Annotated in this window: 17 protein-coding genes; 3 read left to right on the top strand and 14 right to left on the bottom strand. The window is 36.5% G+C overall.

The genetic code is table 11. From position 1 onward, the window contains the following. The first annotated feature begins 76 nt into the window (after positions 1-76). Together AC1Q8M_RS00970 and blaIII are read left to right on the top strand one after the other, a co-directional pair. Complete coding sequence (locus AC1Q8M_RS00970; RefSeq protein WP_098511612.1) at positions 77-1396, top strand: MFS transporter; 1320 nt, start codon at positions 77-79, stop codon at positions 1394-1396. 567 nt (positions 1397-1963) lie between these two features. Then, entirely contained in the window at positions 1964-2911 is a 948-nt protein-coding gene (blaIII, locus tag AC1Q8M_RS00965; protein ID WP_097846240.1) for a class A beta-lactamase BlaIII, read from the top strand. A gap of 169 nt (positions 2912-3080) precedes the next feature. Here blaIII and AC1Q8M_RS00960 read toward each other — a convergent pair whose 3' ends face one another. The 12 genes from AC1Q8M_RS00960 to AC1Q8M_RS00905 form a co-directional block, all read right to left on the bottom strand. Next, complete coding sequence (locus AC1Q8M_RS00960) at positions 3081-3239, bottom strand: hypothetical protein (protein ID WP_170954604.1); 159 nt, start codon at positions 3237-3239, stop codon at positions 3081-3083. A gap of 104 nt (positions 3240-3343) precedes the next feature. Beyond that, a complete protein-coding gene (locus AC1Q8M_RS00955) occupies positions 3344-3505 on the bottom strand; it encodes a hypothetical protein (protein WP_016513667.1) in 162 nt (53 codons plus the stop codon). A gap of 288 nt (positions 3506-3793) precedes the next feature. Further along, a complete protein-coding gene (locus AC1Q8M_RS00950) occupies positions 3794-4189 on the bottom strand; it encodes a hypothetical protein (RefSeq protein ID WP_000598091.1) in 396 nt (131 codons plus the stop codon). A 536-nt stretch (positions 4190-4725) separates the two neighbouring features. After that, entirely contained in the window at positions 4726-5250 is a 525-nt protein-coding gene (locus AC1Q8M_RS00945) for a nuclear transport factor 2 family protein (RefSeq protein WP_000764214.1), read from the bottom strand. Between the two features lie 151 nt (positions 5251-5401). Continuing rightward, positions 5402-5794 carry a nuclear transport factor 2 family protein gene (locus AC1Q8M_RS00940; protein WP_001046367.1) on the bottom strand — a complete coding sequence of 131 codons (393 nt, stop codon included), beginning with the start codon at positions 5792-5794 and terminating at the stop codon, positions 5402-5404. A 4-nt stretch (positions 5795-5798) separates the two neighbouring features. Next, on the bottom strand, positions 5799-6620 hold the full coding sequence (locus AC1Q8M_RS00935; RefSeq protein WP_061660959.1) for an MBL fold metallo-hydrolase: 822 nt from the start codon (positions 6618-6620) through the stop codon (positions 5799-5801). A 173-nt stretch (positions 6621-6793) separates the two neighbouring features. Next, the gene (locus AC1Q8M_RS00930) at positions 6794-7414 is read right to left on the bottom strand and encodes a DsbA family protein (RefSeq protein ID WP_061660960.1); all 621 of its coding nucleotides are present in this window, start codon (positions 7412-7414) and stop codon (positions 6794-6796) included. Between the two features lie 610 nt (positions 7415-8024). Then, on the bottom strand, positions 8025-8996 hold the full coding sequence (locus AC1Q8M_RS00925) for an ABC transporter ATP-binding protein (protein ID WP_141533072.1): 972 nt from the start codon (positions 8994-8996) through the stop codon (positions 8025-8027). Beyond that, entirely contained in the window at positions 8989-9981 is a 993-nt protein-coding gene (locus AC1Q8M_RS00920; RefSeq protein WP_492334110.1) for an ABC transporter ATP-binding protein, read from the bottom strand. Before AC1Q8M_RS00920 ends, AC1Q8M_RS00925 begins: the two co-directional genes overlap by 8 nt. 26 nt (positions 9982-10007) lie before the next feature. Continuing rightward, positions 10008-10859 (bottom strand): ABC transporter permease, encoded by an 852-nt coding sequence (locus AC1Q8M_RS00915; protein WP_098855673.1) that lies wholly within the window; start codon positions 10857-10859, stop codon positions 10008-10010. 6 nt (positions 10860-10865) lie between these two features. After that, on the bottom strand, positions 10866-11816 hold the full coding sequence (locus AC1Q8M_RS00910; protein ID WP_000278778.1) for an ABC transporter permease: 951 nt from the start codon (positions 11814-11816) through the stop codon (positions 10866-10868). A 56-nt stretch (positions 11817-11872) separates the two neighbouring features. Beyond that, positions 11873-13459 (bottom strand): ABC transporter substrate-binding protein, encoded by a 1587-nt coding sequence (locus AC1Q8M_RS00905; protein ID WP_098361256.1) that lies wholly within the window; start codon positions 13457-13459, stop codon positions 11873-11875. Between the two features lie 318 nt (positions 13460-13777). Between AC1Q8M_RS00905 and AC1Q8M_RS00900 the strand changes: the two genes are divergently transcribed. Beyond that, positions 13778-14116 carry a hypothetical protein gene (locus AC1Q8M_RS00900; protein ID WP_000141782.1) on the top strand — a complete coding sequence of 113 codons (339 nt, stop codon included), beginning with the start codon at positions 13778-13780 and terminating at the stop codon, positions 14114-14116. 165 nt (positions 14117-14281) lie between these two features. On the opposite strand, the gene AC1Q8M_RS00895 is transcribed toward AC1Q8M_RS00900, so the two are convergent. Then, entirely contained in the window at positions 14282-15259 is a 978-nt protein-coding gene (locus AC1Q8M_RS00895) for an ornithine cyclodeaminase family protein (protein WP_086422256.1), read from the bottom strand. Positions 15260-15278: 19 nt separating this feature from the next. Further along, a complete protein-coding gene (locus tag AC1Q8M_RS00890; RefSeq protein ID WP_141533113.1) occupies positions 15279-16331 on the bottom strand; it encodes a proline racemase family protein in 1053 nt (350 codons plus the stop codon). Positions 16332-16482 lie beyond the last annotated feature (151 nt).

The raw sequence follows: 16482 nt of genomic DNA, 5'->3' as shown, positions 1-16482 counted from the left end.
ATAGACAGTACAATTCAACTACAATAAAAACGCTTTCATATTTAACTTTTATTTCTAAGCAAGAGGAGGAATTATTATGGCTCAAGCAAACTCAAAACGAGTCGCGGGCAATATTTTCAAAGGTTCTGTCGGCAATTTAATTGAATGGTACGACTGGTACGTTTACTCTGCTTTCGCCGTTTATTTTTCAGCAGAGTTCTTTCCTAAAGGTGATCCAACGAGTCAGTTACTGAACACAGCGGCTATTTTCGCAGTTGGTTTTTTAATGCGCCCTATCGGAAGTTTATTAATGGGACGCTATGCGGATCGGCACGGACGCCGGGCAGCATTAACACTTTCCATTACAGTTATGGCCGGTGGTTCTTTAATTATTGCCTGTACACCGAGTTACGAAAGTATCGGTATTATGGCACCAATTATTTTAGTTCTTGCCCGTTTACTACAAGGATTATCACTCGGCGGAGAGTACGGAACTTCCGCAACGTATTTATCTGAAATGGCTAGTAGTGGGCGCCGTGGCTTTTATTCAAGTTTCCAATATGTAACGCTCGTTGCCGGACAGATGGTTGCGTTAGGCGTTCAAATTGTTCTTCAGCAATTACTAAGCGAACCAGATATGAAAGCTTGGGGATGGCGTATTCCATTCATTATTGGAGCGATGGGCGCAGTAGCTGTATTATGGCTTCGCCGCACGATGGATGAATCAGAGCAATTCTCAAACATAAAATCACAAAAACGCGAAAGCGCAGGAACCGTTCGCGCGCTTATGAAACACCCGAAAGCAGTATTAACAGTAGTCGGCCTAACATTAGGAGGCACTGTTGCATTTTATACGTACACAACATATTTACAAAAGTTCATGGTAAACACAGTCGGTCTTCCGAAAGAAGTTGTAAGCTGGATTAACTTTGTCGCACTACTTATTTTCGTCGTACTTCAACCGATTGCAGGGCTACTATCCGATAAAATTGGACGCCGCCCACTATTAATGGCATTCGGTATTCTCGGAACATTACTAACAGCGCCGATCTTCTTCTTCATGGAAAAAACGACAGAACCAATCGTAGCATTTTTACTCATGATGGTCGGTCTCATTATCGTTACTGGTTACACATCAATTAACGCAATTGTAAAAGCAGAACTCTTCCCAACTGAAATCCGTGCACTCGGCGTAGGTTTACCATATGCACTAACCGTCGCGATATTCGGCGGAACAGCTGAGTTCATCGCTTTATGGCTAAAGAGTATCGGAATGGAATCACTATTCTACTTCTACGTAGCTGGCTGTATCGCGATAAGCTTTATTACGTATTGGCGTATGGATGAGTCATCGAAAACTTCGCAGATTGAGGCGGAGCTTGGTGGGGATAAATTAGTTAACAATAAATCTAGTTAAAATTATGTATTCTATTATCTCCGTTTATCTGAAAAAGCATAATTCGTTAATATGCAATTTAAAAACCTCTACTTATATGTAGAGGTTTTTGTATGACGAAAAAACACGTAGTTCCATTGTTAATTTACAAACCCCAAATTCTTCCTCATCTTAAAGTGGAACAAATTTATTACTTAGAGTGTCTAATAAGTGTATTTCTAATATGAGTTGTCCAGATTGGATACAACATATCCCGTTTGACATCTATTTTTATGTATTACAAAAAAATGAAAGGACTTATTATTCCCAAAAGTAAAAAACATGTATTGTAATACTTTCACAGGTGAACCATTACAAGTGGAAACAAAAAAGAAATAACGCAAACTGTGACTTATCAATCATATAAAGTGAAACTTTAATCAGCGGGGGTCTTACTGCCCGGCAAATAGCGGGATAAACGTTTTGGATGTCATTTAACCTGTGAAATTTTAGCTGCAGTAGTATTGTTACCCAATGCCATCTTTAATTGCATTGGTATTTAGAATACCTAGACAAAATCCATATATTCTTGAAAGAGGTTGAAAATTTATGTTCGTTTTAAACAAGTTCTATAACATTTTACATTACAAAAAGATTGTACCTGTAGTATTACTTTCATGCGTATCACTTATAGGCTGTTCCAATAGTAATGCTCAATCTGAACCACCCAAACAAACGAATCAAGCTAATCAAATTAAACAAGAAAATACAGGAAGTCAATCTTTTGCTAAACTTGAAAAAGAATATGATGCTAAGCTTGGTATTTATGCACTGGACACAGGTACGAATCAAACGATTGCTTATCATTCAGATGATCGTTTTGCGTTTGCATCTACATCTAAATCATTAGCTGTGGGCGCTCTTTTACGCAAGAACTCATTAGAAGCTCTTGATCAAAGAATTACGTATACTCATGAAGATCTTTCTAATTATAATCCAATTACTGAAAAGCATGTTGATACAGGAATGACGTTAAAAGAACTTGCAGATGCTTCAGTTCGATATAGTGACAGCACAGCACATAATTTGATTCTTAAACAGTTAGGAGGTCCCTCTGAATTTGAAAAAATCTTGAGAGAAATGGGAGATACTGTTACTACTTCAGAACGATTTGAACCTGAATTAAATGAAGTGCATCCAGGAGAAACACATGATACCAGTACACCAGAAGCAATAGCTAAGACACTTCAATCATTTACATTAGGGACTGCACTTCCAACAGAAAAACGTGAACTATTAGTAGATTGGATGAAGAGAAATACAACTGGAGATAAATTGATTCGTGCGGGCGTACCAAAAGGATGGGAAGTAGCTGATAAAACAGGCGCGGGATCTTACGGAACAAGAAATGATATCGCAATTATTTGGCCACCAAATAAAAAGCCAATTGTTCTTGCTATACTTTCTAATCACGATAAAGAAGATGCTAAATATGACGATAAACTTATTGCAGATGCAACCAAAGTCGTGTTAAATACCTTAAAAGCTACGGAATAGAGGATAATAGGTTAAAAGTTTTCTATTTTAGGCGGTGTTTTCTCTAGTAGGAGTTGCACCGTATTTTCATCAACTAAAAATTTAATAGTGTCCCCAAAAATGAAATTTGGTGCTCCCCCTAAAACATCTGGACTGTAATAGCCAATAAAAAATGCAAACCAAACGCCCCTTAATCATTCGTTTGGTTTGCATTTCCTTTTTCTAAAACCACAGAAAAGATAAGCACTATAGTTAACAGCATAATAAACCTTACTTCACTTCCATCACTTACAAAAAATGAATACAAAGTATATATTAAAATTAATATTCCATAAATAATTTTCTGCAATGTACTCCCTCCTTTTTGCCGTATATATTTTAGTATAAAAGTTTGATTCAAGTCCTATATCCAAATGAAAATACTTTTCTCTTGTTCATTTATCTATTTTCTTTTTATAACTCAAACTTCTTCGAATCGTACTTTTCTAGAGTTTGCTGCAATTCATCTTGTTCATATGGAATATGCTTATCTGTCTGTATATCTTCAACATTTGCTCCACCTGCTAATAATCTCCTGTACATAAAAGAGTGCCCTGTTAATACTGTTTTAATCATTTTGTATCGCCCTCCTTTTGTTTGATTACTTGTATCATAAAACAAGTATCTGAAGTTGATATGTAGTCTATCTAGAGTGTATGTAAATTTAGAAAATCTCTAATAAAATGTTTGTATTATAACGTTACCACCAAAACTATTGCCCTAAACACCATGATTTGAAGAGATAGGCCCCCATGTTCTAGTCTCAATTCTTCCTACAGTTCTATATTCAGTAGAACTAGTTAATTCCTATAATATAAAAAGAGCACCACTTTTTGGATGCTCCTCGTTATAACTATATATTATTTAATTTCCTTCTTTTGCTGGTACCATTTTTCCTTCTTGAGAATCTGTACCTTCTGTTCTTTCAACTGTTTTTGCATATTCTGGTTTCTCAGGGGATCCCATTTCAAATCCTGGTTGAGAATCTGTACCTTCTTTTGTTGGTACCATTTTTCCTTCTTGAGAACCTGTACCCTCTGTTCTTTCAACAGTTTTTGCGTTTCCTTTAGGAGTTGCTGGCACTGCATCTTTAGGTAAATCAAAGTTTTGTGAGAAAGACGTTGTTCCATCTACACTCTGTGTAATTACTTGATTTGAACTATCTTCATTTGACTTTAAATTGTCCATTTTCGCATCATCTGCACCTCCCGCTACCAATCCTGTACTTAAAATTGCTCCTGCTAATAATGTTTTAATCATTTTTCATTACCTCCTGTTTATTTGTAATATTCATCAAAAAAGTATCTAGAGTTAATGTTTTAGTCATTATCTTTATCTACTTGCTTTTTGATTACATTTAGCATAAGACAAGAATCTATAGTTGATATGGACTGCATCTGGAGATTATGTAAAGAAAAATGGATGATCCATTGTATATCCTAATGGATGCTTAGACAAGATTGAAACTTTATATGAATTTGAATAATTGAGTTCCCCTTTGTTTTTGGGTCTGAGGGACTAACCCTTTCTAATTTGAAAGCAAACTTTTTATTAATTGAAGAATTAAAAGAGGTGGGGATCTTACTGCCCGTTAATGCGAGATAAAAGAAAACCGCCTGAAATGATGTGTAATCGAATAGTAGTACATAAAAAAATACAAGTAACAATAAATTAAATCTCGTTAAAACAAAAAGGAGATATCCCAGGCATGGTACTAGGACATCTCCTTTACTTATCTAGATTTCTAAATTCTATATCGCACTATCAATTAGACAATTATTAAATATATCTTCTATCTAAAACATCGTATTATCATTAGCTGCTTCACTTGGAATCTCTTGAATTACATCCCAGTGTTCGACAATCTTTCCATCCTTGATACGAAATATATCCACTATAGCAACTCCCTTATCTTGAGAATTAGTACGAGAATGTACATGAAGAGCAACTGTATCCCCTTCAGCTACCACACGTTTAATCTCTGCAGAGGAATTAGGATTTTTAACAAAATCCTCCTTAAAGAAATCCATGAAGGCTTTTCGTCCATCAGCAACAAAAGGATTATGTTGCTTATAATCTTCACTAACATATTTAGGGATAATATCGATATTATGTTTGTTAAAAACTTCATTATAGAAATCAACTACCATCTTTTTATTCTTTTCATTTTCTTTCACTTCTTTTGATACAGAAGCAACATTCTCGCTCTTTATTGAGTTCCCTTTGTTATTACCGGTGGAAGCTTGATATACCAAAGTCGAAACTACTCCTAAAATAAATACAGAAATAATTGTTATGATTAAACTTTTCTCTAATTTCATATATACCTACCTCTTCTACTTAAATAAGTTTTCTTCTATAAAAAGTTTGAAGAAGGAGAAACCTTCCCCCAAATGTAATGTCAGGGGTAATGTTAGGAATTTCATTTATCCTAACCTCCCCCTATACAAGGCATATTAGAAACGATTAACTCTAACTTAATACCTCATTAACAGTTGCACTGTCTACAATTTGAATAAACTTCTTAACCTTATCGTTCTCATCAAACTTATAAAGATGACAAAAATCTGCTACAAATGACTTACCTGTAGCTTTATATGTTCCACTATATTTTCCATACACAATAACAGTATTGTTATTAAAAGTATAAATTTCATCTTTAGCGCTATAGTCATCCCATTCCGTGCCAAGACGTTCATGTACGTTTTTCACTACTTCATCTGGACCTATATAAGTACCTGCATATGGAAACCCAGCAGCTTCTGTCCAAGATACATTTTCACTTAAATACGTTTTGAACGCATCCAATTTCCCTTCGCCAGTTAACACATACGTTTCATGTAATAGTTTTTGATATTTATTCATATCATTAACCCCAAGGCATTTCTTTTGTTACAACTTTTGCACTTAATTCTAATACACCTTTATTTGCATAGTCTGGATATGCTGCTTCAAGTTTTGCCACAAAATCTTTTGAAGTTCCACTTTCCTCAGAAGCTTGAACCGCAGTTCTTAGATAATCCATTGTCGCAGTAAGTGCTTGATTATTTAGAGATTTTTCGATTGATCCATGGCTTGGTACAATTATGTCAGCATGTAATGCTTGTAACACTTTCAAGTTCTCAATCCACGCCTCCATCGCCGCTTTTGAGCTAGTATCCGCTAAGAATACATGTATTTCGTTAAATACATCAATACCACCAATTAATACTTTCAGCTCTTTATTAAATAAGCTAGTTCTGTAATGATCTAAGCCTACTAGTTCAAATGTTAACCCCTGAAAATCAATTGTGTTTTCTTTAAACACTTGAGGTAATACCACGTTACTTGGTGCATTTTCTCCAAGGACGTCTTTCCAAACTTTTAATTTCCCTAAGACAGAATGAACGATATGTTCAACAGTAGACTCCGTAGCATACGCTATAGCTTCTGGGTAAGCAGCTTTAATATTTTCTAATCCAAAGTAGTAATCAGGATCCCCATGAGTAATAAAGATTTTATCTAAAGATAAGTCATTTTTTTTCAGATACTCAACAATTTCTTTCGAATCAGATTGAGTAAATTTTGAGTTTATTAAAAATGCATGTCCTGCTTTCTCAACTAATGTTGCTGTGACCATAAAGCTTTTTTCGTCCGAACTAAACACCGTTAATTTCACATCTTTTTGATTTGTATCGATTGTTTTAAACATAGTATGTTATTCTCCTTTTGTTAAAGTTATGAACTAATTATCATATTTTTATCTTGTTCCGATAAAATCTCCCACTCCCATTCATCTGAAAGTGTAATAGTACTGGCGAATATTCCGGAGATGAATGTCAGGTGGCCTAAGATAACATGTTTGCTACTATATCCTAAATTTTCTTAATATAAATTTTTAAAACGCGCTTCAATTTTATCCGGCGTCATTACGCCACCACCAATAGGAATAATTTGATTATCCTTTTGTAAAAGTAAGGAAGGATAGCTATTAACACCAAGCTGTCGAACTTTATTGAAATCATTTTGGACATCTATTATTGTTTCTTGAGCGTTTAAACGTTCTAATACTTGTTCAGGGTCCAAACCATGCTCGATTGCAATCTTGCGATATGTTTCAGGATCACTCAGACTTTGACCCTCATAATAAAACGCTTTTTGCATAGCCGAAGTGAATTCTAACAAACGTTCTGGCGCTAATGAGCGTAAAGCTGAAAAACCAATTGCAGCATCTTTCGAATTCATTTTAAAAGTCCCTTCCTCCACCAATTTTTGATATGAAGGACCAAATTCAGCACCTGTAAGTTGATTAATTCTTTTATTTCCTTCTTCTATATATGAGAAGTTTTTCATTGGTAAATTATCTAAAAATAACCCTCCACATAAAACCGTTAATGGCACTTCAGTGTGGTTTTTGTAAAATCCTTTAATACTTTCTGAAAAACCATAGCACCATCCACAATATGCATCCCATACGTAAATAAGGTTATCTTGTTTCGTCTCCATTTAAATCTCCTACCTTTTTTTTTATTATCCAGCTCAACTAAATTTTTGATTTATATAAGTACATCTTTTTATACCTTGTTCTTTTTTAGATACCTTACTATATTTCCCCAAAACTAATATTTCCAAAGAAAGATCCACCAAGGTTTTTAACAAAAGATAACATTGCAACTTATTGCCCCGTAACAGAAAATACTAAAGCTTAGAATATGCATTGATTTGAATGTGTTAGTAACTTTCTACACCGGGTGGCAACGTATGGACCACCATCCTTAATTAAATATATAAATCATATTTTTAGCAGATATTAGTTGTAACTAAATTGATTACATCTTTATGTAACTATTTTAGTTACAACTAATATAGAAGTCAATTCTTTTTTTCGAAAACATTAAATTTCTACATTAATCTACAACCAATCCCACTCTTTAAAAAAATATATCAACGATTATTCGATTATATCGATCGTAACTCCGAATATATCAACGTTTCGACACAACATATCGATTTACCGACAAATTTCGAGCGCGTTATCTCCTAAACTAACAACCAATCCCACACCACGTCCACCTACAAAGAAAAAAAGCACCAGGTCCCCCCTAGTGCTCTCCCCCTAAAACAAATGACAAGCCACCTGATGCCCCTTCGCAATCTCCACCATCTTCGGTACTTCCTGTGCGCATTTTTCAGTGGCGAATTTGCAGCGCGTTCTGAATTTACAGCCGGACGGTGAGTTTAGTGGGCTTGGTACTTCTCCCTCTAGGATGATCCGTTCTTTTCCTATGTTTGTTGGATCTGGTTCTGGCATGGATGAGAGTAGTGCTTGTGTGTATGGATGTGCCGGTTTTGTGTATAGGTCTTCGCTGTCGGCAATTTCTACTATGTTTCCTAAGTACATGACTCCGATTCGGTCTGATATGTGTCTTACCATGGATAAGTCATGTGCGATGAATAAGTATGTGACGCCTGTTTCTTCTTGGATGTCTTGCAGCATGTTTACGACTTGTGCTTGGACTGAGACATCAAGTGCTGAGATTGGTTCGTCACATAAGATAAAGTCTGGTTTTACAGATAGTGCGCGCGCGATGCTAATGCGCTGGCGCTGGCCTCCGCTAAATTCGTGCGGGTAGCGATATAAGTGTTCTTCTTTTAGGCCTACTTTTTTCAGAAGATCTAAAATGATTTCTTTTTGTTCTTCTTTTTTATAAGATCCGTGAATATTCATTGGCTCGCTAATAATTTGGAATACATTCATTGCCGGGTTTAATGATGCGTATGGATCTTGGAAAATAATTTGCATTCGTTTTCTATATTCTTTTAGTTCACTTTCTTTTAAACTTGCGATATCTTTTCCGTCGAATAAAACGTTACCTGAAGTGACATCGTGTAAACGAATGATGCTTCTTCCTGTCGTTGATTTTCCGCAGCCAGATTCTCCTACTAATCCGAATGTTTCACCTTTTTTAATGGTGAAGCTAAGGTCATCGACTGCTTTTAATTGCTCTGTTTTCCTGCCAAATAGTCCTTTTTTAATAGGAAAATACTTTTTTAAGTTCCGAACTTCAATTAAGTTTTCTTCATGCATGTGAATCACCTACTGTCTTATCGTTTAACCAGCACATGGAACGTCTTTCGTTTCCGATTTCAAAATATGGCGGACGTTCTTTTTCACAAATGTCCATCGCATGCGGGCAACGCTCTGCGAATGGGCAACCTTGTGGCGGGTTTAATAAGTTTGGCGTTACACCTTGAATAGGAGCGAGTCTTTCTTTTACGCCGTTCGCTATTTTTGGCAAAGAGTTTAATAGCCCTTTCGTATATGGATGATTCGGCGATTGGAAAATATCAAGTACAGGTCCTTCTTCCATAATAAGCCCGCCGTACATAACGATAACGCGCGTACAGTTTTGCGCGACGATTCCTAAGTCATGCGTAATAAGAAGTAACGCCATATTCGTTTCGTTCTTTAAGTTTTTCATTAAATCTAGTATTTGCGCCTGTATCGTTACATCAAGTGCAGTCGTCGGTTCGTCAGCAATAAGAAGGTCCGGATTACAAGACATCGCCATTGCGATCATAACCCGCTGCTTCATACCACCGCTTAGTTCATGCGGATATTGTTTTACCCTTTCTTCTGGTGACGAAAGGCCGACTTGTTTTAACAAGTTGATCGCGATCTGCTCTGCTTCTTTCTTTTTCACTTTTTGATGACGTATAATTACTTCCGTCATTTGTTTCCCAATTTTCACGACTGGATTTAGCGCTGACATTGGGTCTTGAGAGATAAGTGAAATTTGATTTCCTCTAATAGAACGTAATTCTTTTTCAGATTTAGAAAGTATGTTTTCATTATGAAAAAGGATTTCCCCTTCTTTCACTTTTCCTGGTGACGTAACGAGAGACATAACAGACTTCGCCATTACACTCTTTCCGCTTCCAGATTCCCCAACGATACCGACTACTTCTCCTTTATTTAAGCGAAATGTAACGCCGCGAACCGCTTCAACTTCGCCACTTTCTATGAAAAAAGAAGTCTTTAAATTTTTCATTTCTAGTAGTTTTTCAGACACGCTTCTAACTCCTTTCACTTAACACTTTAGTTTTCATGTCCGGCTCCTTTTGGTGCGAAAGCTTTCTTCAATGCTTCACCAATTACGTTAAAACTAAGTACCGTTAAAAGGATAAGGAATCCTGGGAAGAGTGTTAAATACCAAGCTTCACCAATATATCCTTGCGCATTGTTTAGCATGCTGCCCCAAGAAGAATCTGGTTCTCTAATACCTAAACCTAAAAAACTAAGTGATGATTCCATTAAAATCGATGTCGCAATTGTTAATGTCGCAGCGATAATAATGGTTGATAAAATGTTAGGAATGATATGTCTTACAATAATCATAAGTGATTTTTGTCCTGATACTTTTGCGTATAAAACGTACTCACGCTCTTTTACAGATAACGTTTCTGCCCTTACAATACGGGCGGTGTCCATCCATGTTAGTAATCCGATAATAAGAACTAACGTCGTAATTCCTGGTTTTAAATACGCATTTAATAGTAGCATTAAAAAGAATGATGGAATTGACATAAGCACTTCAACAACTCGCATTAAAAAGTTGTCTAACTTTCCGCTAAAATATCCGCTAATTGTTCCAACTGCGGTACCGATTGTAATAGAAACAACCATCGCAAGAAAACCGACCGCAAGTGAAACTCGTCCGCCATATAACGCTCTCGTTAAGTAATCCCTTCCGTAATCATCCGTTCCGAAAGGATGACTCATACTCGGGTCTTGTAAGCGATCTGGAATTGACATTTTGCTAGGATCGTACGGCGATACGAATGCGAAAATTGATGTGACCGTTAAAATCGCAAGTATAATAACTCCCATTGCAACAAACTTATTTTTCGTAAAGCTATGTTTTATCGTTTGAAATCTCCTATTATTCATTCCAAATCACCCCCTCATTCGAATGCGCGGATCTACTACGCCATATAAAATATCAGCAATTAAGTTACCGAGAATTAACATGAATGATGATAGTAATGTAATTGCCATGATAATCGGATAATCAAATCTAAAAATAGCATTTACCCCAAGTGAACCAAGACCCGGCCATGAAAATACTGTTTCCGTAATAAACGCTCCGCCTACTAAACTTGGAATTGATAATCCGAAAATTGTAATGATTGGTATTAATACATTTCGAAGTACGTGATTAAATAAAACCGTTTTCTTCGAAGCACCGTACGCATATTGAATTTGTACATATTCTTCTTCTAATTGCTGAATCGTACTTGAACGAATATATCTCATATAAACAGATACGTTTTGGAACGCTAGCACCATGCAAGGTAAAATGCCGTGTTGCACAATATCCCAGACAGAATCTTTACCTACGGTGCGCATACCCATACTCGGAAGTAGGTTCAATTTTAAAGAGAATAAGTAGACTAATAGTAGTGCAAACCAGAAAACCGGCATAGAAATACCAACGTATGAAATAAAGTTTACAATGCGGTCAAAGAATGAATTCTTTTTCACACCTGTAAATAGTCCAAGCGGTATTGCGATTACGAATGAGACGAGTAAAGATGATCCCATTAACCCAATTGTTGCAGGTAATCTTTCTGTGATAAGTTCCAAAACAGGACGATGATTTTGAAGTGAGTAACCAAAGTTTCCTGTTAAAATGTTTTTTAACCATAAAAAATACTGCACGTAAATTGGTTGATCTAGTCCTAAACTTTTGCGAATACGCTCCACATCAATTGGACTCATGTTTGGCGTTACAAAGTTTCGAACCGGATCCCCCGGTGCTAGTTTTATTAATAGAAAAGAAATAATAGAAATAACAAATAAAAGCGGAATTGCATTTAAAAGCCTCTTCGCAATTACTTTATACACAAACTTCCCCCCCTCAAGCTAAAGAAGCTGATTTCCACCAGCTTCTTTATTGTTTCTTATTTCACTTCATAAATCTTAGATAGATCTTCAAACATTGTGACAGGAATTGCTTTCGCTTCTTTTAATCCATCAAACTTTTTATCTACTGCAATAACTGCTTTCGGATACGCGATTGGTAGATAAGGTACGTCTTCTCTAGCTGTCTCTTGAATTTTATGGTATAGCTCTGCGCGTTTTGTTTTATCTGTCTCAACTGCAGCTTCTTCCCATAACTTATCGAAATCAGCGTTTTTATATCGTGCATAATTGTATTCAGCATTGCTTAAGAATAAGCTCTTATATGAATCTGGCTCAGGTCCCATTATGTAGCCACCAAATGTAATGTCATATTCTTTATTCTCTTTATCTAAGCCTTTTTCACTTGCTGCACTAGCATCTAATGCATTTAGTTCAACTTCTAAGCCAACTTCTTTTAATTTTTGTTGTGTATAAAGCGCTAAGCTTTCCATAATTTTATTATTCGTTACATACATCACACGTACTTTTTCCTTATCTTTCACGCCAGCTTTTGCTAATAAACCTTTCGCTTCTTTTTTATCATACTTATAGTCTTTAATATCTTTCGCATAATACATAGCGTCTGGCGTTAAGATTGAATTTGCAGGTTCTGCAAATTCACCTGAAACGAATGCTGAGTTAATCATTTCTTTTTTATCTAACGCATGCGCAATTGCTTGGCGCACTTCTTTTTTCTTCATAAGATCAGTATTCATGTTATAAGATAAGTAGAATAGTCTACCTTCAGGGAATGTCACCATTGAGAAGTTCCCAGTGCTATCTAATTTCTTAAAGTCTTGCGGCTCAATCATCTTCATGTTGATTTGACCATTTTGCAGTGAAACATTTGCTGTATTACGGTCTTTTACAACTCGGTATACGATAGAGTCTAATTTAGCTTTCCCACCTACATAATCATCGAATCGATCTAATGCAACGTACTCATCTGATTTATATTCTTTAAACTTAAACGGACCTGACCCTACAGGTTGTAAGTTTTTCTTACTCTTCGCTAAATCTGCTTCCCCTTCAAATACATGTTTCGGAATCGGGAAGAAATCATTCATCACACCTTCGAAAGATGCGCTTACTTGTGGTAAAACGAATTGAGTTGTTAACTCATCTACCTTTTTCACCTCAAGCGGCTTTCCTTTAAAAATAAAGTTTTCACGACTTGAGCTATTTTGCTTCTCATCTAAAATAGATTGGAATGTAAATGCTATATCGTCTGATGTAATTTTCTTACCATCATGCCATTTCAAATTATCTTTTAACTTCAGTGTCCACGTTAATTGATCTTCTGAAGGCGTAAAGCTCTCAGCAAGAACAAACTTTTTCTTACCGTCTTCCATATGATATAGCGGCGCATATAAAGCCTGCTGCACAGTTAATGACACACGATCATTCGCATAAAGCGGATTCATCGTATCTGGATTATCGCTAACACCAATCGTTAACGCCCCTCCGTCTTTCGGAGTCCCTGATTTACTAGTGCTCGCTTGCTTCGAATCTTTTTCCCCTGAACAAGCAGCTAATGCAATAAATAATAGTAGGACAAATGGTAATACAAACAACTTCTTCTTCATATTTCGACCCCTCTCGACTATTTACACCTATAAGAAAACTCGGAATTAATACCGAGTTTTCTTATAGGTTTTAAATTACCACTACCCGTATGTATTGTCAAACTTTTTCGCAAAGGTAGAAAGTTTATAATCTATTAATGCATTCTTGCGATAAACTATATTTATGCGGAGGAGAAAATAAAAAGACCACGAATAAGTAGCCTCATAAAATGAGTTAAAAAACTATCAACTTACAGAAAATCCCTCTAAAATGATTGTTTTATATGATCGAAAATGTAGAATGGGATTAAAGACAAAAAACACATTTAGGAGGTTATCATGACATTTGATGAATTGAAAAAAAATAAACCAACAACCTCATGGGTTGAGTATGATGAAGATGGGGAATTTTTTACTGAAGAAAATATAAGTGCAACAAATACAGTTCTTGACACTTACATTAACAATTTACAGCGATTAGGAGAGAATCCAACCGAAGTCGAAGTAATGCAAGTTGTTAAAGAGGTAGTTATTAAATTAAATGAATTAAATATCGAACATGACCATTTTATCGAAACAATGGAAAGAGAAGATCTCTATGAATTTATCGATACAGCAGCACGAATAGCTGGCTTAGAATCCGAGGAAGATATAACAGAAGAATGGCGTGAATGGTAAAAAGTTGCACCTCTAATAATTAGAGGTGCAACTTTTTTCATATACCAATCGAATGAATGATTTGATGTCCGCGCAGAATTAATATATTTCAACATAATATTAAAAGGCTTCAATTATAAATACTAGCACACCCATCCCGACAAAAAAGACCACCAAAAGGCAGTCTCAAAACTCAATCTTATTTCCTCCTCCTTGCTCCAACGCTTTCTCATACAAATACTTCGCAACGATAATATCTACTACCGCTAAACCAACTGATTTGAAAATAGTAATCTCTTCATCATTTTCGCGTCCAGCTTTTTCTTTGCTTATAATTTGACCAAGTTCAGCGTGAATGGCGTTTGCTTTGAATAGACCCTCTTTTATCGGAACTTGAAGGTCTCCTGTTTCGTCTAGTGCTGCTTCTTTTGATTCGACTACTACTTTGTTTGCGCTTGTGATGGCGTGTGAGGGTAGTTCTTGCATGCTCGGTCTGAATGAGCCGACGGCGTTTACGTGGACGCCTTTTTGTAGTTTTTCTGAGAAGACTGGTGTGGTTGCGTTCGTAGTTGTGACGATGATGTCTGCTTCACGTACTGCTTCATTTGGATCCCTGTGAACGTAAGCAGGTTTACCAAATTTCTCTTGTATATATTGCGCAAATGCATACGCTTTTTCTTCTGTGCGATTGTATAAGATGACTTTTTCGATATCTCTAACCGCAAATATTGCTTCGGCAATTCCTTTCGCTTGTTCACCCGTGCCGATAATGCATAAGGTTTTTGCGTTATGACGAGCTAAATATTTTGTCGCTACTCCTGATAAGGCGCCTGTTCGGATCATCGTTAAGTACGATCCTTCTAGAAGTGCGAGCGGTTCTCCCGTTTGAAAGTCTGATAGCATCACAATCCCATTGATCGTTTTCTTTCCTATCTGTTTATTTTGCGGGACTACCGTTACTATTTTTACTCCAAGTGCCTCAAGTCCTTCCGCTACTGAAGGCATAATTAATGCCGTATTTTGCTCGTTCGCAAATGGTAATGAGCCTCTTATTGGTGTAATCGTTCTTTCTGCGGAAAATTCTTTTAAAGCAAGCGCCGCGTATTCAATAACTTCATTCATATTTACTAAGTTTCTTTGTTCGTTCGCGCTTATAACTAGCATATCTTTCCACCTCCTCCTTCTATCCTAACAAAAATCCCCGTTTCAAATCATCTCTCGGGTCTACAACGAACTGATGAAATCCTGTAATAAAGGCATGCCCGGTTACTTTTGGAACGACAGCTTCATATGTATCTACTGCGGTTACCGACAATACTTCCCCCTCGAATTTCCCGTCAGTAATGCATTCATGGACGAAAATTTCTCCCTTTTGTAAAGCATCTTTTTCAAAAAGAGTTGCGATTCTTGCGGAAGTTCCTGTACCGCAAGGAGAACGATCTACTTGCCCATCAGCAAAGATTGTTACATTTCGTAAAGTTGCGTCTTCCCCTTTCGGTTCATCTGAAAAGATAACGCCGTATATTCCTTTCAATCCTTCTTCAAGTGGATGTTTCACTTCCATTTTGCTCTCTATATAATATTTAATTTTACCGCCCCACGTTTGAATAGCGGGCCAGTCTTTAAAATCAACTTTCAAACCAAATTCTTTACAGTCTACAACAGCGTAAAATGCTCCTCCAAACGCGATATCTACTTGGAATTCATAGTTATCTATTTTAATAGAAACGTCTTTTTTGTATACAAATGAAGGAACATTTTCAAATGATACAGATTCTACTTCACTCCCGTTATATTTTGCATACGCAATAACTTCTCCGGCTGGGCTATCAATAATGAACTTTTGTTTTTCACCCTTTACTTCAAACATGCCTGTTTCAATTCCAACTGTAATGACAGCAATAATGCCATGACCACACATCGTACTCCATCCTTCATTGTGCATAAATAAAACACCAAAATCAGCGTGGGCACTTGCTGGCGGTGTAATGATACAACCGTACATTCCGTGATGCCCTCTCGGTTCATACATCAGAATTTCACGAAGGTAATCCAAATGTTCCATACAGTATGCGCGTCTTTCCAGCTGCGTTTCCCCTTTTATTTCTGGCACGCCGCCCGTAATAATTCGAAGCGGTTCCCCAGCTACGTGTGCATCAATCGTTGTATATATTTTACTAACCTTCATTTCTATCTCTCCCCTATACGTTGATACTATTTCCAACGCAAGTATCATGCCAAATCGTATAGCATTACTTTTTTCAAATCCCCTCAGTAATGTGTATTCTTTTTTCAACAAATTCATATACAACTGTCTACTTTTTTATACACGGCTTGGACGTTACGTTATAAAACACCTCGATAACTTTGCAATTCCTCTCGTACAC

Source organism: Bacillus sp. GW823-FHT06A10, from assembly GCF_058795375.1.
The sequence above is the reverse complement of the archived record's forward strand: the minus strand, read 5'-3'. Positions and strand labels throughout refer to the sequence as shown.